Genomic DNA, 19,388 nt, shown 5'->3' with positions numbered 1-19,388 from the left:
AATATATAATGAACTTAATGAAAAAGGGAGAATAAAAGCATGAAAACAGGATATATTTTATTAGAAGATGGCAACAAAATTGAATTTAATTTATTTGAAGAAGAAGCTCCAGGAACGGTTGAAAACTTTGTTACTCTTGCGAATGACAATTTTTATGATGGCTTAACTTTTCACCGCGTCATCCCTGGTTTTGTAAGCCAAGGTGGTTGCCCAATTGGAAACGGAACAGGTGGTCCAGGACATACAATTAAATGTGAAACAGAAGGGAACCCGCATAAACATGAAGAAGGTTCTTTATCAATGGCACATGCTGGTCGTGATACAGGTGGGTCTCAATTCTTTATCGTACATGAACCACAACCACATTTAGATGGTGTTCACACAGTATTTGGTAAAGTTACTTCAGGCATCGAGTTTGCAAAAAACATGCAAAATGGAGATGTAATGCAAAAAATCGTGATTAACGATTAAGGTCAACAAATGATATACGTTCTATACTTTATTTTTTTAATATTCTTTGTTGCACCGTTTAGTTTGCTCATCCATGAACTTGGGCATATGTTTGGTGCAGTGAGGATGAAGGCTACGAAAATACAGCTATCAATTGGAACAGGGAAAAAACTTTATGAAAAAGATGAATCCCAATTCCATATAATTATTCGGCGATTATTTTTATTCCATTATGCAACAGCGACCATTAGAGACGAACCTTTTACAACGAAAGAAAAGGTAGTTATTACACTGATGGGGCCTGTATTTAATGGAATTGTCGCATTTGTTTTCTTTATGATTGATTTGTTCTTTTATGAACATATAGGTATTCAATTATGTATGTTATTTAATTTCTGGTTATTTTTTGTGAATTTAATTCCATTTAAAATTGGACAGAAACAATCAGATGGATATACTATATATAGATTATTTTTTTAATATCATTGTTCAGTTGACAGTAGAACATAATAAACATGATGTGTATAATATAATCTAAATAAAAATGTTACACATAACATGGAAAGTTGATGAGGGGTTTTTGAATGTTAATTCGTTATAAACAAAACCAAGAAAAAATTGCAATGGGTTTGCTTTCCTTTATGCCGACTGAAAAAGATGATGTTCGTATGTTACAGCAAACGATGCGTAACTATATGGAACATGCAAATTGGCATTTATATTTATGGAAAGAAGAGGATGATATTGTAGGTGCGATTGGTTTTAAAATAGAGGATGAATTAAGTGTTGTCGTTCAACATATATCAGTAAATCCATCATATAGAAATATGGGCATTGGCCGAAAAATGATTGATGCAGTAAAAGAAATGTACGGGGAAAAATATGATATTTGTTCGAATGAACTAACGAATGATTTTTTCCATAAATGTACGGATACAGAAGATGAAGAAGAGTAAAAGAAAGGCTAAGATTGATAACGGCATTTTCGTTATCATCTTAGCCTTTTTTACAAAAATCTTTTTATATTTATATTTGTTTTATAACCAAGCTGCACCAACAATAACGAGTAAGATGAATAACACTAAAATAAGTGCATATCCACCACCAAATCTACGATATCCACCCTCATATGAATGACCCACGAATGATCTCTCCTTTTCACTGAAATTTATTTTCAATAATAACGTATGTATGATGGTGTAAAGGTGTATAGGCAAATGTGTGTTTTCATATTATAATAGAATATGAACGAACGATTAAAGGAGTTTATAATGAATCGAACATATGAGGTAAAGTTACCAGAATTTGAAGGCCCATTAGATTTATTGTTGCATTTAATTAATGAATTAGAAATTGATATTTATGATATACCAGTAGCAGAAATTACAGATCAGTATTTACAATATATTCATACGATGCAAACAATCGAATTAAATATAGCGAGTGAATATTTAGTAATGGCTGCAACACTTATTGAGATGAAAAGTGCAATGCTACTTCCAAAACATGAACCTGTATATGAGGATACATATGAAGAAGATCCACGTGAACAGTTGATGCTACGACTAATCGAATATCGTAAATTTAAAGAAGCAGCTAACCATCTTCAGGAACAGGAACTTCAGGAAAATGAAATATATACAAGACCACCATTTTCCTTTTCAGATGAGGTTTTAGATAAAGTAGAAAATTATGTAGATGTTTCTTTATTTGATATGATCGGTGCATTACAAAAGGTGTTTAAAAGAAAAAAATTACGTGCACCACTAGATACAACGATTAATCGAGTAGAAATTTCTGTTGAAGAAAGAATGACTGAAATAGAGATTATCTTAGAAAAGGGGAAAGCACCTATTTTATTTGATGATTTATTTTCGACTCCAAGTAAGCAACATATCGTATCGACATTTCTTGCTATTTTACAATTATTAAAAAACGGTAAAATACAATGTACACAAACAGCCCATTTTCAACCAATTTATGTACATAAAATGGAGGAATAAATTTTGACATTAAAAATGAAAGGTATTGTAGAAGGATTACTTTTTGCTAGTGGTGATGAAGGGATGACGCTTCAACAACTTGCAAAAATTACACAAGTCTCTAAAGAGGTAGTCCTTCATATTATCGAAGAATTAATGTACGATTATGAGCATGAACAAAGAGGTATTACCATCATGCAATCAAATAACATTTATCATCTTACAACGAAGCCGGAACATAATGATTATTATAAAAAAATGTTACAAAATCCACGGAAATCTAGAATGTCACAAGCTGTTTTAGAAACGTTAGCAATCATTGCTTATAAACAACCGATAACAAAAATAGAAATGGAAGAAATTCGTGGAGTGAATAGTGACTATGCTGTGCAAACTTTACTTGCCAGATCATTTATCGAAGAGGTTGGGCGAAAAGATACGATAGGCCGCCCGAAAATGTACGGAACGACGAAAGAGTTTTTAACATATTTTGGTCTTTCTACATTAGATGCATTACCACCGTTACCAGAAAATATTGATGAACAATTACTCGATGAAGAGAAAAATTTATTTTTTGATGCATTAAAAGAAGAGCCATTTTAAATATACATTCATATAAGCGATATGTGCGCATAACATATAGTATTCCAGATGGAAGCAGGAGGACTATATGTGATGCGCATTTTTTTGTTTGTATCGATTTTTATCGTTCTTTTTTTATTTCCGACTAGTGGACTAGCAACCAATGAAACATTCACTTTATCTGCCGAACATGCAATTGTTATGGAGAGTGAGTCTGGGAAAGTTTTATATGATAAAGATGCCAATGTGAAGAAACCAATCGCCAGTATTACAAAAATAATGACGGCTTTAATTGCGATTGAAAATGGTCAGTTGGATGACCCTGTAGTGATTAGTGAAAATGCCGAACAAATTCATGGCTCATCACTCTATTTAAAGAAAGGGGAACAAATGACGTTAGAATCATTGTTATATGGATTGATGTTACGATCAGGTAATGATGCGAGTATAGCTATTGCTGAACATATTGGAGGAAGTGAAGAAGGTTTTGTCGCCATGATGAATGAAAAAGCGGAAAAAATTGGCATGACGAACACCCATTTTAAAAACCCACATGGACTAGATGAGGAAGATCATTACTCAACAGCATATGACATGGCACTTTTAATGAGAGAAGCAATTAAACATGAACAATTCCAACAAATTTCGGAAACGAAAAAATATAAACCAAAAGAGAAAGACTATCCTTACATTAATAAAAATCAATTATTGCATGGAATGTATGATGCAAGTACAGGGGGAAAAACAGGGTTTACAAAACGATCTGGTAGAACATTAGTATCGACAGCGAAAAAAAATAAGATGACACTTATTGCCGTAACATTGAATGCACCGGATGATTGGAAAGATCATATGGCGATGTTTGAAACGACGTTTTCTACTTATTCTATCTTTACATTGATGAAAAAAGGATGGTTTACAGTCCAAAACGAAGGGGAACAGCTTCATTTTTATGTACGTGACGATGTTATTTATCCATTACAGCATAATGAAAAGGAAGCACTTCAAATGAAAGTAATTTGGAAAAAAACGAATGAGGGAAAAAAACCATATGCTCAATTTCATATTGAGGAAGAAATCATTCAGACGATTCCACTGGAGGCAAAAGAAAAAGAAGAAGAACCATTTTACATAAAATTGAAAGATTGGTTTTTGCGGTGGTGGAAATGATCCATCTGATTTGGGCTTTAATGGCAATTATAGGGATTATATATGCGATGATACATGGCACTATGGAGGAAGTGAATGAAGTTATTTTGACAAGTGCAGCAGAGAGTGTCACATTAACTATTCAGTTGTTGAGCATTTTAGTCTTTTGGTTAGGGATGATGAAAATTGCACAAGAAGTAGGGTTATTGCAAAAAATAACGAAATTATTAACGCCCGTGCTAAAAAGATTATTTCCTGAGTTACGACACAATAATGTTGCTCTCGGTTATATCGTTTCTAATGTTATTGCTAATATGTTTGGTTTAGGTAATGCCGCTACCCCCTTAGGGATAAAAGCAATGCAAGAAATGAAAAAAGATAGTAAAGATGGAGAGGCAACACGTTCCATGATTACATTTTTGGCGATTAATACATCAAGTTTTACCCTTATTCCTACAACCGTGATAGCTATCAGAATGCAATATGGATCTGTTAGTCCGACTGATATTGTTATAACAACGATTATATCCTCTTTCGTTAGTGTCATATGTGCTGTCCTTTTTGATCGATATTTTTATCATAGAGAAATAAAGAGAAAAGGGGGCTGGAAGGAGTGATCCAAACTATTAGCTTATGGATCATGCCAATGCTCATCTTATGTATATTAAGTTATGCCACCTTTAAACGTGCACCAGCATATGAATGGTTTGTAGAAGGCGGTAAAGAAGGAATCGATATAGCGATATCTATTTTACCTTATTTATTAGGAATGTTTGTATCAATCTCTATATTACGAGAATCAGGGGCGTTAGATGCCTTTATTCAACTATTTGTTCCTGTATTAGCTTTTTTTGGTGTCCCTGCAGAAATTGTTCCTCTAGCAATAGTTAGACCAATTTCAGGTACGGCATCTTTAGCTATGATGACAGAGATAACGAAAGTATATGGACCAGATTCCTTTATTGGACGACTTGTTGCAACGATGCAAGGAAGTACAGATACGACATTGTATATTTTAACTGTTTACTTCGGTGCAGTACAAATTAAAAAAATGAAATATGCGATGAAAGTTGGGCTTATGGCAGATTTTGTGAGTGTCATTGTTTCCATAATCATTGTGAAATTACTATTTATGTAAAGCGTTTATAATTTTAAACGCTTTATTTGTTGTTTTTAAGTATGGTATGATAAAAAGCGAAACGAACTATAATATAAATGAGGGTAAGATACACATGAGTGAACAATTAGAAAGATTGCAAAAGGTAATCGCACAAAGTGGTATTACATCAAGAAGAAAGGCAGAACAATTTATTTTAGATGGTCGTGTAAAAGTAAATGGTACACTTGTCACGACATTAGGCACAAAAGTGTCACAATCAGATGAGGTCAGTGTAGATGATGTACCAATCGATAAAGAAAAACACGTTTATTACGTATTAAATAAACCGCGTCGTTATATTACTTCCTTAGATGATGAGGCAGGAAGAGAGACGGTCATTGATTTACTAGAAGATGTAACAGAAAGGATATATCCGATTGGACGCCTTGATTACAATACTTCTGGTATTTTATTGTTAACAAACGATGGGGATTTCGCCCATTTATTGATGCATCCAAAACATGAAATCGAAAAAGAATATGTCGTAAAAGTAGAAGGGATTGCAAAGCGTGAAGTTTTAGATCGTATGTTAAAAGGCGTACGAGATGAAGGAGATGTATTAAAAGCAATTCATTTTAAAGTTATGTCAATTGATAAGAAAAAGAAGACGATGATTTTACGTATTACATTACACGAAGGTAAAAACCGACATATTCGTCGAATGCTAGAAAGATTAGGGCATCCAGTGATGAAAATTAAACGAGAAAAGTATGGTTCTGTTGATTTAGGAACGTTACAACCGGGAGAATATCGCCCATTAACGAAACAAGAAATAACTTCATTAAAGAATTTAGCAACGAAAAATGTTAAACAATAGACAAATTTGAACGGAAAATAAATGGTATAATGTCTTTTGGGGTGAATGTAAATGGGTACAAATAATATAGACAAGAAACAAAATAAAAAGAAAAAGCGCTATATGTTTAGATTTATTGTCCTAGTGATTCTTTTAGCAGCAGTAGGGTATGCATTATACTTTAATTTATCAGCAGATAAAGATATTTATGAGGAAGGAGATCAGGCACCAGATTTTCAATTAACACAAATAAATGAAAATAATGAAGTGGAAAGCATCCGCTTAAGTGATTTAAAAGGAAAAGGAGTTATGTTAAACTTCTGGGCAACATACTGTAAGCCGTGTGAAGCGGAAATGCCGTACATGGAAGATCTGTATCCACAATATGAAGATGACATTGAAATAGTGGCGGTAAGTTTGGACGCAAGTGAATTAGTTATTCACCAATTTATCGATAAATACAATTTAACATTCCCGATATTACATGATACAAAAAGTGATGTGATGGATTTATATGGTGTTGGTCCAATTCCAAGTACATATTTTATAGATGCGGAAGGTAAGATTGTAGAAGTTGTTGCCGGTGCATTAACATTGGAAACATTAGAGGAAAAGTTTCAAATGATCGCACCTAACTAAGTCGATGTATAGTGAGGGATATGAATTGGATAAAATAAAATGTGAATGTGGTCACGTAAACCCGGAAGGAACGGTTTTATGTGAAGCATGCGGAAAGCCGGTAGAACGTAACCAGCATATCGATGGGAACGATAAAACGAAATTACTAAATATGCGGTATGAAGGTTCAGCAAGAAGGTCACAAACATATAATCGATCCATCGTCGATAAAATATGGAATTTTTTCTCTTCTGTAAAAGTTGGTGTATGGCTCATCGTTTTAGCATTAATTGCATCTGGACTAGGGACGATTTATCCTCAAGAGATGTATATTCCAGCAGAAGCAGTAAATAGAGACCCTGCTGTGTTCTATGAGGCGTCATATGGGCTATTAGGGAAAATTTATTACCAGTTAGGACTACATAATTTATATAGTTCTTGGTGGTATATGATTTTAATTGCATTAATTGGTATTTCGTTAGTTATTTGTAGTATTGACCGTTTTGTGCCATTACACCGTGCATTAAAAAACCAACAGCCAAAACGTCATAGTAATTTCTTAAGCCGTCAACGTTTATATAGTTTATCTGAAAATGTATCAGAGGACGAGCGAGAAGTAGTTATTGACCGCTTGAAAAAACAACGTTATAAAATTATGAACAAAGATGGCAATATTTTAGCTGAGAAAAATCGTTTTTCTCGTTGGGGTCCATATGTAAACCATATTGGATTAATTATTATTTTACTAGCAGCTATTTTACGTATGACACCTTTTTTATTTTTAGACGATTATATTTGGGTACGTGAAGGAGAACAGAAAGTAATTCCAAGTACGGATGGGGATTATTATATTAAAAATAATCGCTTTATATTAGAAACATATGATGAAGACGATGAGAAATTCCAAGCAGCGATGGAACAAAAAGGGGAATTAACCCATAAAAACTATCAAACAGATGTCGTCATTTCGAAAGTAGTTGGAGAAAAAATTACTGGAGTAGAACCAGAGTTAGAAAAAGTTACAGAAGGTTCTATCCAAATGAATAAACCATTGAAGTTTGATGGGTATACATTGTATCAATCAGGGTTCCAAGAAAATGAGTTTTCGAGCATGACTTTTAAAGTGTACGATGTAAATGATGAAGATGAAACATCACTAGGAGAAGTGAAGGTAGAAAACTTAATGTCTCCTGAAAAAACATATACTTTAGATAATGGAATTGAAGTGCATCTTAACAAATATTATCCAGATTATGAAATGGATAATGGGGAACCTAGATCTGTATCGAAATTCCCAAGAAATCCAGCGTTTGTATTTGAAATAACAGATCCGGATACAGGTAAAAAAGAAATTAGTTTTCTAGGGATTGGAAAAAATATTGATGCAACTGGGGAAAATCAATATAAGTTAGGAATTGTCGATTTTGAGATGCATTATGTAAGTGGCCTGACTGTTCGTAAAGATTATACATTACCATTTTTCGTAGTTGGGGCAGCCATTTTTATGATTGGAGTTATCCAAGGAATGTATTGGCAACACCGAAGAGTTTGGATTAACCCTGAAGGTGATGGTATTGCAATGGCAGCACATACGAACAAAAACTGGTTCGGTTTAAAGAAAGATATTGAAAAAGCTATCGAAAATACGAATATTAAGATGGTTGTTGACCAAGAGGAAAGAGAGAGAAAAGAACAGGAAGAACAGGAAGCCTAGGAGGTTCGAGTGATGGAAAGTTTATTAAATGTTAGTAGTAATGCTTTATATACAGCATTTGTCATCTATTTAATTGCGACAGGTTTTTTTGCAGCAACAATTCGTGATAAAAGAACATCAGATGGTAAGAATACAAAAACATCAATTATTGCAATTAGTTTAACGATCATCGGATTTATTGCACAAGTCGTATACTTTGTAACGAGATGGATTGCAAGTGGACATGCACCTGTAAGTAATATGTTTGAATTCGTTACGTTTTTAGGAATGAGTATCGTTTTAGCGTTTATCATTCTATTCTTTATTTATCGTTTAAATGTATTAGGATTGTTTGCACTGCCAATTGCAATGTTAATCATTGCTTATGCAAGTATGTTCCCAGGTGAGATTTCACCATTAGTACCGTCATTACAAAGTAACTGGTTATTTATTCATGTAATTACGGTATCTTTATCACAAGGAATTTTAGCAATTAGTTTTGTTGCTGGATTAATTTATTTAGTGAAGAAAATTGACCAATCAAAAAGGTCATCTAAAACGACATGGTTAGAAATTATTTTATATTCATTATTTGTAACGTTAGGATTTGTCATTATTACGTCTACATTTAATGCAATGGATTATGAAGCAACTTTCGTCCAAAGTGAAAATGAAAATATAAACATGGTATATCACTTACCGGCAATTGCAGGACCTGAAGGATTTGAGTTAACGACAGCAGATCGTATGGAACCATACTTTAACGCGCCGACATGGATGCAAGGAAGTGAAGCACCTAAAAAGTTTAACACTTTAGTTTGGTCGTTTTTAATTGGTACAATCATTTATGGTATTGTAAGATTAATTTTACGTAAACGAGTCGGTGCTGCCATTCAAAAGTTTGTAAAAAATATAAACTTAGACTTAGTCGATGAAGTTACGTACCGTGCAGTAGCAATTGGCTTCCCGTTATTTACTTTAGGTGGATTGATTTTCGCAGCAATTTGGGCGCAAATTGCTTGGGATCGTTTTTGGGGTTGGGATCCAAAAGAAGTATGGGCACTTATTACATGGTTTTTCTATGCCGCATTTTTACATTTACGTTTATCAAGAGGATGGCATGGAGAAAAATCAGCTTGGTTAGCAGTAGTTGGGTTTGCAATTATTATGTTTAACATTATCGTTGTAAACTTAGTACTTGCAGGTTTACACTCTTATGCTTAAAATATGAAGTAAATGATGTAAGAAACATAGAAGAAGTGGTAGGAGGAACGATTAGATGAGTGATTCGAATAGAATTTTAGTAGTAGATGATGAAGAACGTATTCGTCGCTTAATTAAAATGTATTTAGAACGTGAAGACTTTGTTGTTGAAGAAGCTGAAAATGGTGTGGAAGCATTAGAAAAAGCATTAGAAAACGATTATGACTGTATTTTATTAGATATTATGATGCCTGAGATGGACGGTATTGAAGTGTGTGAAAAATTACGAGAAGAGAAAAACACACCAATCATTATGTTGACAGCTAAAGGGGAAGAATCCAATCGTGTGCAAGGATTTGAGGTTGGAGCAGATGATTATATTGTAAAACCTTTTAGTCCACGTGAAGTTGTTTTACGAGTGAAAGCCGTACTTCGAAGAACAGGGCAAACGAATGTGAAACAAACGTCGATGCAAACAAATAATTTAATCGTTTTTCCACATTTAACCATTGATTTGGATGCATATCGTGTTACTGCAAATGATCAAGAAATTTCGTTAACTCCTAAAGAATATGAGTTACTTGTGTTTTTAGCGCAGTCGCCTGATAAAGTGTATAAAAGAGAAGACTTGTTAAAAGAAGTGTGGCAGTACGAATTTTTCGGTGACTTACGAACAGTCGATACCCATGTGAAGCGATTACGTGAAAAACTAACGAGTGTTTCAAAAGAAGCAGCGAAAATGATTGTTACAGTATGGGGAATCGGATATAAATTAGAGGTAGAAGAACAATAATGTTCTGGAGAAGTGTAGTAGGGAAACTAGCAATAACGATTTTATTGCTAGTTTCTTTTGTCTTATTTATTTTATCGATTTTACTGTTACAATTTTTCGAAAGATTTCACGTACAAGAAGCCGAAAAAGCGATGATTCAAGCAGCGACTAAAATTTCAATGATTGTGGAAGAACATGATGATAAAGATATGGTAATGGATTTGGTGGAGACAGTAAAGGAACCTTCGAGTAAAGTACTTTTATATAAGCATAATGAATCTTTATGGGAATCAAAAACGACGAATCAATCGTTAGCTAAAGTAAAAGAAATTTCTCCGGTTGTTAATGAAGATATGTTGCATGTCGCAACACAAAACGAAGTATTTAATGAAAAACTTACAGTACCAAATAATGATTCAGAAATAATGGTTATTGGTATTCCAATGCGTAAACAACAAGGTGCTATTTATGTTTTACAATCATTGGATGTCATTAACCAAACACGTGCAGAGACGACAAGAATTATTTATGTTGGAGCCGCAATCGCAATCATCTTAACGACCATTTTTGCATTTTTCCTATCGACGAGAATTACTGCACCATTAATTCAAATGCGTAAAGCGGCGATTCAAGTTGCAAAGGGTGAATTTAATACGAAACTTCCAGTGTTATCCAATGATGAAATAGGTGAACTCGCAGTCGCATTTAATAAAATGGGGAAGCAATTGAATTTTCATATTGATGCGTTACGACATGAGAAAGAACAATTAAGTCGGTTAGTTAATTCGATGGCAGATGGCGTTATTACCTTAACGAGGGATGCAAAAGTAATTGTTATTAATCCACCTGCAGAACAATTTATTCGTGATTGGTATTTTGAGCATAATATATTAGATGAAATGATGCAGCAATTACCTGATGATGTATATGCTGTGTTCCAAAAGGTAATTGAAGAGGAAAAAGAGGTTATTCAAGAAGTTCAACTACAAGGACGAAATTGGGTAATGATTATGACACCTTTATATGATGATACATATATCCGTGGTGCTGTTGCTGTTATACGTGATATGACAGAGGAAAGACAAATGGATAAACTAAGAAAAGATTTTATTTCGAATGTATCTCATGAGTTACGTACACCAATCGCCTTAATGCAAGGCTATAGTGAGGCAATCGTAGATGATATTGCAGAAAGTAAAGCAGAGAAAAATGAACTTGCTCAAATTATTCTCGAAGAATCTTTAAGAATGAGTCGTCTAGTTAATGAATTACTTGATATTGGAAGAATGGAAGCCGGCCATATTGAGTTAAATAAAGAAGAAATAGACACACAAATGTTTGTAGAAAAAGTGTACAAAAAATTTTATGGTATGGCAGAGGAAAATGGTGTACAATTATTACTGACAATGGATATAGAGCAGCAATTGCTTTTCATTGATCCTGACCGAATGGAACAAGTATTTACTAATTTAATTGATAATGCGATCGGTCATACACAAAATGGTGGTCAAGTGGAAGTAGTAGTACAATCAAAAGAAGATGCTTTACATGTAGAAGTACGTGATAATGGTAGTGGAATTCCTGAAGAGGACCTTTCCTTCGTTTTTGAACGTTTTTATAAAGCGGATAAAGCACGAACGAGAAGTGATAAAAAGGGTACAGGCCTTGGGCTAGCAATTACAAAACATATTATCCAAGCGCATGAGGGAGTCATTTCTGTCAAAAGTAAATTGCATGAAGGTACAACTTTCTATTTCACCATACCACAATAATAATTTCATAAAAATTATTGGCCAAATGATGTTCATACATCGGGAATCTAGTGCAAATCTAGAACTGTCCTCGCAACTGTAATACTGGACGAAATGGATGTAATCCACTGTATCGATTGATATGGGAAGGAATCCAAAGTAGGATGATAGTTAAGTCAGTATACCTACCAATAATTGTGTAAAAGAGCTTCGGGGTTCAAGCTACTTCTATATGAATATGTTTATAGAGGTTGTAACAAAACGAGTGAGCTTTTGTTACAGCCTTTTTTAATTTTATACTATAATAAAGGAGAGTTTTACAATGAAAAAATTAATGACTATTTTATCTGCACTATTATTATCTGTAGGTGTTTTAGTAGGTTGTTCAAATGATGCAAATGAAACAAATAACAGTGTGAACAATCAAGCAAACAATGAAACAAATGAAGTGTCAGAGGAGATTACGGTTGATGTCGTAATTTCTTTGGATAAAGGCGAGGAAGTATTAGAAGAGAAGGAAATTAAGACAGAAGATGGCGCAATTTTATTAGACGTTATGAAAGAAAACTTTGATATTGAAGAAGATGGTGGCTTTATTACGTCAATTGATGGAAAAGCAGCGGAAGAAGGAGAAGAAAAAGCTTGGATGTATTTTGTAAACGATGAAATGGCAATGGTTGGTGCAGGAGAGTATGAACTTTCCAATGGAGATGAAGTTAATTTTGATTTTCAACCTTGGGAGTAATCGACGTTGAATACGTATAAATTAACGATATTAGCAATACTTGCCACGTTAGGAATCGTAGGAAGATCTTTTTTAGTTTTTATTCCTAATGTACAACCAGTAACAGCGATTATAATAATCGCTGGCATCATTATGGGACCAGGTGCTGCGTTTGTTTTGGCATTGCTTATTACATTTTTATCCAATATGTTACTTGGAATGGGGATTTGGTCAATATGGCAAGTCTTCTCCTGGGGATTAATTGGTGTAATTAGTGGATGTATAGGTAAATATGTAAAACATATTCCTGTTTATATGTTAGCACTGTATGGAGTCTTTTGTGGATATTTATATGGGTTTATTATATCGTTAGTGACTTACCAAGTAGCAGGAAAATTCTGGCCGTACTATCTTTTAGGGTTACCTTTTGATACGTATCATGCAATTGGAAATGCAGTGTTCATTATTGTGCTTTATCCAATTTTTGCTTATTTAATGAAACGATATGCAAAAGACCGTTTCAATATTCAACATTAAAAGGAGGAGTGTTCATTGTTTCGACAAATTATTTTATATTGTTTGTATAGAATGGAAGGTGAACGCTCCGCTAATTCACCATATTATATTATACAAGGAAAACAATCGATCCAAACGATTCAAGATGCAAATTTATTTCATTTGAATCGTTTTTTTACTATTTATAAACAATTAGATAAAGCTGTGTATGATAGGGAAATTCTTTCACTCGTTGAAGCTGACAAGCTGAAAATAGTGGGACAACAATATACATTATGTAATATGACAGATGAATCTATCTTACAATTACAACATGAAATTTCTATGTATCATTTAAATGGGGGGAAATTGGAGCAGATTGATCGTATCTTTTTTGAACGATTACTTTTGTTAATTCAAGTTTGGACAAATAAGTCTGTTGGAAACAAGCAATATATTCCAATTATAGAAAACAGACCTGTCGAGCAGTGGGTGAAATTAGTATATGGAAAAACGAAAGATCGAGTAAATGAATGTTTAGACAAATTATTTATGGAATTACGTAGCTTGTTACTTCAAGTTACTGATCTAGGAGCAGCTTTATTCGTAGATCAGTTAACAGGTGCTACGGTCATTGGGCAATCCAAACAACAGTTGGTCGATAAGTATAATTTATCTGTAGCAGATATAGAGTTGGAGACGTTAAATGTTATTCACTATATTTTACAACATATAAACGTTGATCTACATCCTATTTTATACCATATGAAACAAGAAATTCGTGGTGAAACAATTCATTCCAAATTAACCCATTCTACAAAACAAACATACAATTTATGGCAACAAGGTCATCAATTAGAAAAAATTGCCTCTATACGTAAATTAAAAATAAATACGATTTATGACCATCTAGTAGAAATTGCATTATATGAACCGAATTTTCCATATACACAATTTATTGCATTAGACAAGATAGAAGAAATACATGATGTGATTCAACGTACAAAAACATTTAAATTAAAACCGATTAAGGATCATGTTGGTCCATCGATCACCTATTTTCAAATCCGCTTAGCATTAACATATTTGCAAAAGAAAGGGGGAGATAACAAATGAAGGAAAATTTACAAACATTATTGCAGGAGCATTTTTCTTATGATTCATTTCAAGAAGGACAGGAAGAAATTATTCGTGATGTGTTACAAGGCAAAAATGTGTTAGGAATGTTGAAGACAGGATCAGGGAAGTCGATTTGTTATCAATTACCAGCAAAAGTGTTACCATATTTGACAATCGTTGTTTCTCCCCTTATTTCGTTAATGATTGATCAAGTACGAGAAGCAAAAGCTTTTGGGTTTAAAGAAGTTGCGGCATTACATAGTATGCAAACGTGGGAAGAAAGACAATATATATTGCGCCATCTCCATACATATAAATTATTATATATCTCTCCGGAATTAATACAACAACAAATGATCTTGGATCTATGCAATCGTAGAAAACTCTCGCTATTCGTTATTGATGAGGCGCATTGTATTTCACAATGGGGGCATGATTTTCGCCCAGATTATTTACGGTTGCATACGGTAATAAACGCTTTAGGTGATCCGCCAGTATTGGCGTTAACTGGAACAGCTACTCCTGCTGTACAAGATGATATTCAACGGCAATTACAATTACATCATATGGCTAGACATTTATATAAAATCGACCGAGAAAATATAGCTTTAGTATTGGAAAAAGTAATAGATGATCAAGAAAAACTAGATATGCTCGTTTCATTGTTAAAAAATTATAAAGTACCAACAATTATATATTTTTCGAGTAGAAAAATGACGGAACAGATGGCACAAACATTACAACTACATTTAGGACATCGATCTATCGCCTATTATCATGGTGGAATGGATGCGAATGATCGTCTAAAAGTGCAACAACAATTTATGCATGATCAACTACAAATTATTTGTTGTACAAGTGCATTTGGTATGGGAATTAACAAAAAAAATATTCGTTTAGTCATTCATTATCAAATGCCATCGAATATTGAGGCGTTTATTCAAGAAATTGGACGGGCGGGTAGAGATGGAGAACAAAGTGTCAGTTTTGTTTTATATAAGGATGGAGATATTCATCTGCCACTACAATTAATCGAGCAAGATTTACCGACAAAGAATGAATTATTAGTTATAAATGATATACTTCAACCTTTTATAAAGCAAAAGGAGCCATTACCACAAAAAGATGAAGAAGTAGAAATGTTATTTCGAATGAAGGCAACAAAGATACGTTTTTTATATTTTCAATTACAGACTCATGGTATGATGGATAGCAATATGATTGTACAAAAAATTATTCCACCATCAATTTGGATAGATATGGAGGCATATATTCAAAAACGAATTCAATTAAAGAAAGAAAAAGCATTTGAGTTACAATCGTATATGACGTATGATAAATGTTTAAGGGAAGAATTGTACCGTGGATTCCAACAAACTATTAGCAAAGTAACAAATTGTTGTACGAATTGTGGGTTCCAATTATCTCATTGGGATGTTGAACAGAAAAACGATTCACCTATACAACCGTTAAATTGGATGGAACAATTGAGGTCATTACTTTTAGTAAAGGAATAATATAATGAAGCAGGCAGAAATCATCAAAAATTTAACAGATAAACAAATAAGAGAACAGTTGTATGTGACACAATTTATATTTATTATCATTAGTTTGTTGCTCAGTTTATTTCTTTTCGATTCGTTCTCCACGTGGAAATACTTATTCTCGGTTCAATTTATGCAAATTATACTGTTTGGTGTTGTTCCAGCATTAGGCTTAGTAGGAATTGAAATTATATTATCGAAAATAATCGCTGCACATCATTTAGATGATGGGGGCATAAATGAACGGGTTTTTAAAAACCAATCCGTTTTTCATATTTTTTGTATTTCTATGATTGTTGCAATAAGTGAAGAAGTATTATTTCGTGGAGTCATTCAAACGACCTTTGGCTTTGTTTTTGCAAGTACATTGTTCATAATTGTTCATTTTCGATACTTGAAAAAGCCAGTTTTACTTATTGCCATTATTATAACGAGTTTTGGAATCGGTTATCTATATGAAGTGACAAATAACTTACTCGTAACGATTGTGTTCCATTTCATCGTAGACTTTTTATTAGGATTATACATAAAATTTAGGAAGTGAGGAGTACAAATGAGTGAAGAATTGAAAGAGTCACAAGCAAAACAATTACAACAATTATTTCAGGAAGTAAATAGTGAACATGAGAAAGAAACAAAACCAATTGAAAAACAAGACTTAGTTGAAATTGATGTATTAAGTTTGCCTCCGCGTAGTGAAGTACATCTATCAACAAAAAGAAAGTTGAAAATCTCACTCAAACGTCCACTAGGAAGATTTTTATTCGTACTTTTCATTTTAATACTTATTCTCGGTGGAATGTATATTTATTTTGGAGAAGAAATAATTTATTTTTTTACACATTAAATGAATAAATACACATAAAAAATAATAGTAACAATATATAAATAATGGTATCATATTATTGTATATGAATAAAAAATGATAGGAGTGGACACGATGAAAATTGCTGTCCTTTATGGTGGAGTTTCAAACGAAAGGGAAGTTTCTATTTCCTCAAGTAAAGGTATTATAGAAGCATTAGAAAAAAATGGTCATGATGTCATCGGAATTGACTTTCATCCAGAACGATTACAAGAAGTTATTGAATTAAATGTTGATTTAGTATTTATTGGCTTACATGGAAAACATGGAGAAGATGGTTGTGTTCAAGGGTTATTAGACATGTTAGAAATACCTTATGTCGGCTCTGGAGTTATGGCATCTTCTGTTGCAATGAATAAGTTTAAAGCAAAGCAACTTTTTGAGCAAGCGGGTATTCCGGTAGCGAAAGGGGAACAATACCGCATGGATCAAGAAACAAATATCGATGAAGTTGTCGATCATATCCATGCAAACTTTGAATTTCCGTTCGTGATTAAACCGAATCGAGAAGGTTCAACGGTCGGTTTAACGATTGTTCGTCATGAAAATGAAACGAAAGAAGCGGTTAAAAAAGCTGCTGAAAATGATCTCTACATTTTAGTAGAACAGTTTATTAAAGGAAAGGAATTAACTGTTCCTGTACTCGGCGAAATACATAAAGAAAAATCTTTACCAATTATTGAGATTATACCGAAAAATGAACTGTATGATTATGAAGCAAAATATTCTGTTGGTGGTAGTGAACATATTATCCCAGCAAGGATCGATAAGGATATAACGGAAAAAATTCAGGCATATGCAGTATTGGCACATCAAATTTTAGGATGTGAAACATATTCAAGGGCAGACTTCTTACTAACTGAAGAAGGAGTCCCATATATTTTAGAAGTGAATACTCTTCCTGGGATGACACCGACTAGCTTGTTTCCAGATGCAGCAAAAAGCATTGGAATTTCTTATGAAGAGATGATCGAACAATTTGTCCAATTATCTTTGTGAAATGAATAAATTGCTTGTTAGAACTTCCTTTCATAGCATTGATTATTTCCTTTAAAAGTGTATACTTAACACTAAAGAAAGAGTTATACTACATATGATACGTTTTCATAGGAGGTAACGGTATGGTAGCCGATCATAAAGAAGCATCTAAGAAAGAAGAAAATGAAAAAAATGATGATATATTAACGTCAACTAGAACGGTTATTAAAGACGCTTTAGATAAATTAGGTTATCCTGATGAAGTATATGAATTATTAAAAGATAGTTTACGAATTTTAAAAGTTCGTATCCCAGTCCGAATGGACGACGGATCGGTTAAAGTATTTACGGGATACAGAGCGCAACATAATGATGCAGTCGGTCCAACAAAAGGTGGTGTACGTTTTCATCCAAATGTAAATGAAGATGAAGTAAACGCATTAGCAATTTGGATGAGCATCAAAGCAGGAATTGTTGATTTACCTTATGGTGGTGGAAAAGGCGGTATTATTTGTGACCCGAGAGAAATGTCGTTTCGTGAATTAGAGAGTTTGAGTCGTGGATACGTACGAGCGATTAGCCAGTTTGTTGGCCCGACAAAAGATATTCCAGCACCAGACGTATTTACAAATTCTCAAATTATGGCATGGATGATGGACGAATATAGCCGGATTGATGAATTTAATAATCCAGGTTTTATAACAGGGAAACCAATTGTATTAGGTGGTTCTCATGGACGTGAGTCTGCAACTGCTAAGGGTGTAACAATTTGTATTGAAGAGGCTGCTCGAAAGCGTGAACTTGATCTGGAAGGATCACGAATTGTCGTTCAAGGGTTTGGAAATGCGGGAAGTTTCTTAGCGAAATTTTTACATGAGGCAGGAGCTAAAGTTGTTGGAATATCTGATGCATATGGTGCATTACATGATCCAGAAGGATTAGATATTGACTATTTGTTAGATCGCCGCGATAGTTTCGGAACGGTAACAACATTGTTTAATAACACTCTCTCAAATAAAGAGTTATTAGAATTAGATTGTGATATTTTAGTGCCGGCAGCAATTGGAAATCAAATTACTGCCGACAATGCACATAAAATTAAAGCAGATATAATTGTCGAGGCGGCAAATGGACCTACGACAATGGAAGCGACAAAAATATTGAATGAACGTGGAAAATTACTCGTTCCCGATGTGTTGGCATCATCAGGTGGTGTCACAGTATCTTATTTTGAATGGGTACAAAATAATCAAGGGTATTATTGGACAGAGGAAGAAGTAGAAGAAAGATTACATGAAGTAATGACGAAATCTTTTGATACAATTTATCATACTGCCCAAACACGTCGTGTTAATATGCGTCTTGCAGCTTATATGGTCGGTGTTCGAAAAATGGCCGAAGCATCAAGATATCGTGGATGGGTATAACAATTACAAGGATAAATGCCGAACGTTAAATGAACACCTTTGTTCATCTTAATCGTTCGGTTTTTTCATGTTTTTTAAAAC

At 33.7% G+C, this 19,388-nt stretch carries 23 protein-coding genes and 1 riboswitch; of the genes, 22 read left to right on the top strand and 1 reads right to left on the bottom strand.

What is annotated here, in order from left to right; genetic code table 11:
* Positions 1 to 39: 39 nt before the first annotated feature.
* The 3 genes from SPD45_RS00655 to SPD45_RS00645 all read left to right on the top strand — a co-directional run bounded on the left by SPD45_RS00655 (position 40) and on the right by SPD45_RS00645 (position 1,406).
* The gene (locus SPD45_RS00655) at positions 40 to 471 is read left to right on the top strand and encodes a peptidylprolyl isomerase (protein WP_336265646.1); all 432 of its coding nucleotides are present in this window, start codon (positions 40 to 42) and stop codon (positions 469 to 471) included.
* 9 nt (positions 472 to 480) lie between these two features.
* Positions 481 to 930, top strand: a complete 450-nt coding sequence (locus SPD45_RS00650) for a site-2 protease family protein (RefSeq protein ID WP_336265645.1) — start codon at positions 481 to 483, stop codon at positions 928 to 930.
* A 104-nt stretch (positions 931 to 1,034) separates the two neighbouring features.
* Positions 1,035 to 1,406 (top strand): GNAT family N-acetyltransferase, encoded by a 372-nt coding sequence (locus tag SPD45_RS00645; RefSeq protein ID WP_336265644.1) that lies wholly within the window; start codon positions 1,035 to 1,037, stop codon positions 1,404 to 1,406.
* Between the two features lie 81 nt (positions 1,407 to 1,487).
* On the opposite strand, the gene SPD45_RS00640 is transcribed toward SPD45_RS00645, so the two are convergent.
* The gene (locus SPD45_RS00640) at positions 1,488 to 1,592 is read right to left on the bottom strand and encodes a YjcZ family sporulation protein (protein ID WP_336265643.1); all 105 of its coding nucleotides are present in this window, start codon (positions 1,590 to 1,592) and stop codon (positions 1,488 to 1,490) included.
* 129 nt (positions 1,593 to 1,721) lie between these two features.
* Between SPD45_RS00640 and SPD45_RS00635 the strand changes: the two genes are divergently transcribed.
* From SPD45_RS00635 to SPD45_RS00545, 19 genes are all read left to right on the top strand, one after another.
* The gene (locus tag SPD45_RS00635) at positions 1,722 to 2,453 is read left to right on the top strand and encodes a segregation/condensation protein A (RefSeq protein ID WP_336265642.1); all 732 of its coding nucleotides are present in this window, start codon (positions 1,722 to 1,724) and stop codon (positions 2,451 to 2,453) included.
* Positions 2,454 to 2,468: 15 nt separating this feature from the next.
* Positions 2,469 to 3,035 (top strand): SMC-Scp complex subunit ScpB, encoded by a 567-nt coding sequence (gene scpB / locus SPD45_RS00630; RefSeq protein ID WP_442961976.1) that lies wholly within the window; start codon positions 2,469 to 2,471, stop codon positions 3,033 to 3,035.
* A 72-nt stretch (positions 3,036 to 3,107) separates the two neighbouring features.
* Positions 3,108 to 4,184, top strand: coding sequence for a D-alanyl-D-alanine carboxypeptidase family protein (locus SPD45_RS00625; protein ID WP_336266055.1), 1,077 nt, complete (start codon positions 3,108 to 3,110; stop codon positions 4,182 to 4,184).
* Positions 4,181 to 4,780, top strand: coding sequence for a nucleoside recognition domain-containing protein (locus tag SPD45_RS00620; protein ID WP_336265641.1), 600 nt, complete (start codon positions 4,181 to 4,183; stop codon positions 4,778 to 4,780). The genes SPD45_RS00625 and SPD45_RS00620 overlap by 4 nt, the downstream gene beginning before the upstream one ends.
* 23 nt (positions 4,781 to 4,803) lie before the next feature.
* Complete coding sequence (locus SPD45_RS00615) at positions 4,804 to 5,301, top strand: spore maturation protein (RefSeq protein ID WP_336266053.1); 498 nt, start codon at positions 4,804 to 4,806, stop codon at positions 5,299 to 5,301.
* A gap of 94 nt (positions 5,302 to 5,395) precedes the next feature.
* Positions 5,396 to 6,139, top strand: a complete 744-nt coding sequence (locus SPD45_RS00610) for a pseudouridine synthase (RefSeq protein WP_336265640.1) — start codon at positions 5,396 to 5,398, stop codon at positions 6,137 to 6,139.
* A 51-nt stretch (positions 6,140 to 6,190) separates the two neighbouring features.
* Entirely contained in the window at positions 6,191 to 6,757 is a 567-nt protein-coding gene (resA, locus tag SPD45_RS00605; RefSeq protein ID WP_336265639.1) for a thiol-disulfide oxidoreductase ResA, read from the top strand.
* Between the two features lie 25 nt (positions 6,758 to 6,782).
* Entirely contained in the window at positions 6,783 to 8,450 is a 1,668-nt protein-coding gene (resB, locus tag SPD45_RS00600) for a cytochrome c biogenesis protein ResB (RefSeq protein ID WP_336265638.1), read from the top strand.
* A gap of 12 nt (positions 8,451 to 8,462) precedes the next feature.
* Complete coding sequence (ccsB, locus tag SPD45_RS00595) at positions 8,463 to 9,653, top strand: c-type cytochrome biogenesis protein CcsB (protein ID WP_336265637.1); 1,191 nt, start codon at positions 8,463 to 8,465, stop codon at positions 9,651 to 9,653.
* A gap of 55 nt (positions 9,654 to 9,708) precedes the next feature.
* Positions 9,709 to 10,425 carry a response regulator transcription factor gene (locus tag SPD45_RS00590; RefSeq protein WP_336265636.1) on the top strand — a complete coding sequence of 239 codons (717 nt, stop codon included), beginning with the start codon at positions 9,709 to 9,711 and terminating at the stop codon, positions 10,423 to 10,425.
* Positions 10,425 to 12,176: an ATP-binding protein gene (locus tag SPD45_RS00585; protein ID WP_336265635.1), complete on the top strand. Its 1,752-nt coding sequence runs from the start codon at positions 10,425 to 10,427 to the stop codon at positions 12,174 to 12,176. Before SPD45_RS00590 ends, SPD45_RS00585 begins: the two co-directional genes overlap by 1 nt.
* A 1-nt stretch (position 12,177) precedes the next feature.
* Positions 12,178 to 12,362: riboswitch (cobalamin riboswitch) on the top strand.
* Positions 12,363 to 12,477: 115 nt separating this feature from the next.
* Positions 12,478 to 12,900 carry a DUF4430 domain-containing protein gene (locus SPD45_RS00580; RefSeq protein WP_336265634.1) on the top strand — a complete coding sequence of 141 codons (423 nt, stop codon included), beginning with the start codon at positions 12,478 to 12,480 and terminating at the stop codon, positions 12,898 to 12,900.
* A 6-nt stretch (positions 12,901 to 12,906) separates the two neighbouring features.
* Positions 12,907 to 13,416 (top strand): ECF transporter S component, encoded by a 510-nt coding sequence (locus tag SPD45_RS00575; RefSeq protein WP_336265633.1) that lies wholly within the window; start codon positions 12,907 to 12,909, stop codon positions 13,414 to 13,416.
* A 15-nt stretch (positions 13,417 to 13,431) separates the two neighbouring features.
* Entirely contained in the window at positions 13,432 to 14,490 is a 1,059-nt protein-coding gene (locus tag SPD45_RS00570) for a helix-turn-helix domain-containing protein (protein ID WP_336265632.1), read from the top strand.
* Positions 14,487 to 16,010 (top strand): RecQ family ATP-dependent DNA helicase, encoded by a 1,524-nt coding sequence (locus SPD45_RS00565; protein ID WP_336265631.1) that lies wholly within the window; start codon positions 14,487 to 14,489, stop codon positions 16,008 to 16,010. Before SPD45_RS00570 ends, SPD45_RS00565 begins: the two co-directional genes overlap by 4 nt.
* Positions 16,011 to 16,014: 4 nt before the next feature.
* A complete protein-coding gene (locus SPD45_RS00560; RefSeq protein ID WP_336265630.1) occupies positions 16,015 to 16,581 on the top strand; it encodes a CPBP family intramembrane glutamic endopeptidase in 567 nt (188 codons plus the stop codon).
* Between the two features lie 9 nt (positions 16,582 to 16,590).
* Positions 16,591 to 16,884 (top strand): hypothetical protein, encoded by a 294-nt coding sequence (locus SPD45_RS00555; protein WP_336265629.1) that lies wholly within the window; start codon positions 16,591 to 16,593, stop codon positions 16,882 to 16,884.
* Positions 16,885 to 16,977: 93 nt separating this feature from the next.
* Positions 16,978 to 17,901 (top strand): D-alanine--D-alanine ligase, encoded by a 924-nt coding sequence (locus SPD45_RS00550; protein WP_336265628.1) that lies wholly within the window; start codon positions 16,978 to 16,980, stop codon positions 17,899 to 17,901.
* A gap of 122 nt (positions 17,902 to 18,023) precedes the next feature.
* A complete protein-coding gene (locus SPD45_RS00545; protein WP_336265627.1) occupies positions 18,024 to 19,307 on the top strand; it encodes a Glu/Leu/Phe/Val family dehydrogenase in 1,284 nt (427 codons plus the stop codon).
* Positions 19,308 to 19,388: the final 81 nt, after the last annotated feature.

Origin of the sequence: Pseudogracilibacillus sp. SO10305 (genome assembly GCF_037072005.1) — a bacterium.
Lineage (GTDB): Bacteria > Bacillota > Bacilli > Bacillales > Amphibacillaceae > Pseudogracilibacillus > Pseudogracilibacillus intestinigallinarum.
This window is presented reverse-complemented; position numbering and strand designations above follow the sequence as displayed.

Excerpts from the sequence above, each read along its gene's own strand:
- SPD45_RS00655 (WP_336265646.1), top strand. The coding sequence starts at position 40 with ATGAAAACAGGATATATTTTATTAGAAGATGGCAACAAAATTGAATTT.
- SPD45_RS00650 (WP_336265645.1), top strand. The coding sequence starts at position 481 with ATGATATACGTTCTATACTTTATTTTTTTAATATTCTTTGTTGCACCG.
- SPD45_RS00645 (WP_336265644.1), top strand. The coding sequence starts at position 1,035 with ATGTTAATTCGTTATAAACAAAACCAAGAAAAAATTGCAATGGGTTTG.
- SPD45_RS00635 (WP_336265642.1), top strand. The coding sequence starts at position 1,722 with ATGAATCGAACATATGAGGTAAAGTTACCAGAATTTGAAGGCCCATTA.
- scpB (WP_442961976.1), top strand. The coding sequence starts at position 2,469 with ATGAAAGGTATTGTAGAAGGATTACTTTTTGCTAGTGGTGATGAAGGG.
- SPD45_RS00625 (WP_336266055.1), top strand. The coding sequence starts at position 3,108 with ATGCGCATTTTTTTGTTTGTATCGATTTTTATCGTTCTTTTTTTATTT.
- SPD45_RS00620 (WP_336265641.1), top strand. The coding sequence starts at position 4,181 with ATGATCCATCTGATTTGGGCTTTAATGGCAATTATAGGGATTATATAT.
- SPD45_RS00615 (WP_336266053.1), top strand. The coding sequence starts at position 4,804 with ATGCCAATGCTCATCTTATGTATATTAAGTTATGCCACCTTTAAACGT.
- SPD45_RS00610 (WP_336265640.1), top strand. The coding sequence starts at position 5,396 with ATGAGTGAACAATTAGAAAGATTGCAAAAGGTAATCGCACAAAGTGGT.
- resA (WP_336265639.1), top strand. The coding sequence starts at position 6,191 with ATGGGTACAAATAATATAGACAAGAAACAAAATAAAAAGAAAAAGCGC.
- ccsB (WP_336265637.1), top strand. The coding sequence starts at position 8,463 with ATGGAAAGTTTATTAAATGTTAGTAGTAATGCTTTATATACAGCATTT.
- SPD45_RS00590 (WP_336265636.1), top strand. The coding sequence starts at position 9,709 with ATGAGTGATTCGAATAGAATTTTAGTAGTAGATGATGAAGAACGTATT.
- SPD45_RS00585 (WP_336265635.1), top strand. The coding sequence starts at position 10,425 with ATGTTCTGGAGAAGTGTAGTAGGGAAACTAGCAATAACGATTTTATTG.
- SPD45_RS00580 (WP_336265634.1), top strand. The coding sequence starts at position 12,478 with ATGAAAAAATTAATGACTATTTTATCTGCACTATTATTATCTGTAGGT.
- SPD45_RS00565 (WP_336265631.1), top strand. The coding sequence starts at position 14,487 with ATGAAGGAAAATTTACAAACATTATTGCAGGAGCATTTTTCTTATGAT.
- SPD45_RS00560 (WP_336265630.1), top strand. The coding sequence starts at position 16,015 with ATGAAGCAGGCAGAAATCATCAAAAATTTAACAGATAAACAAATAAGA.
- SPD45_RS00555 (WP_336265629.1), top strand. The coding sequence starts at position 16,591 with ATGAGTGAAGAATTGAAAGAGTCACAAGCAAAACAATTACAACAATTA.
- SPD45_RS00550 (WP_336265628.1), top strand. The coding sequence starts at position 16,978 with ATGAAAATTGCTGTCCTTTATGGTGGAGTTTCAAACGAAAGGGAAGTT.
- SPD45_RS00545 (WP_336265627.1), top strand. The coding sequence starts at position 18,024 with ATGGTAGCCGATCATAAAGAAGCATCTAAGAAAGAAGAAAATGAAAAA.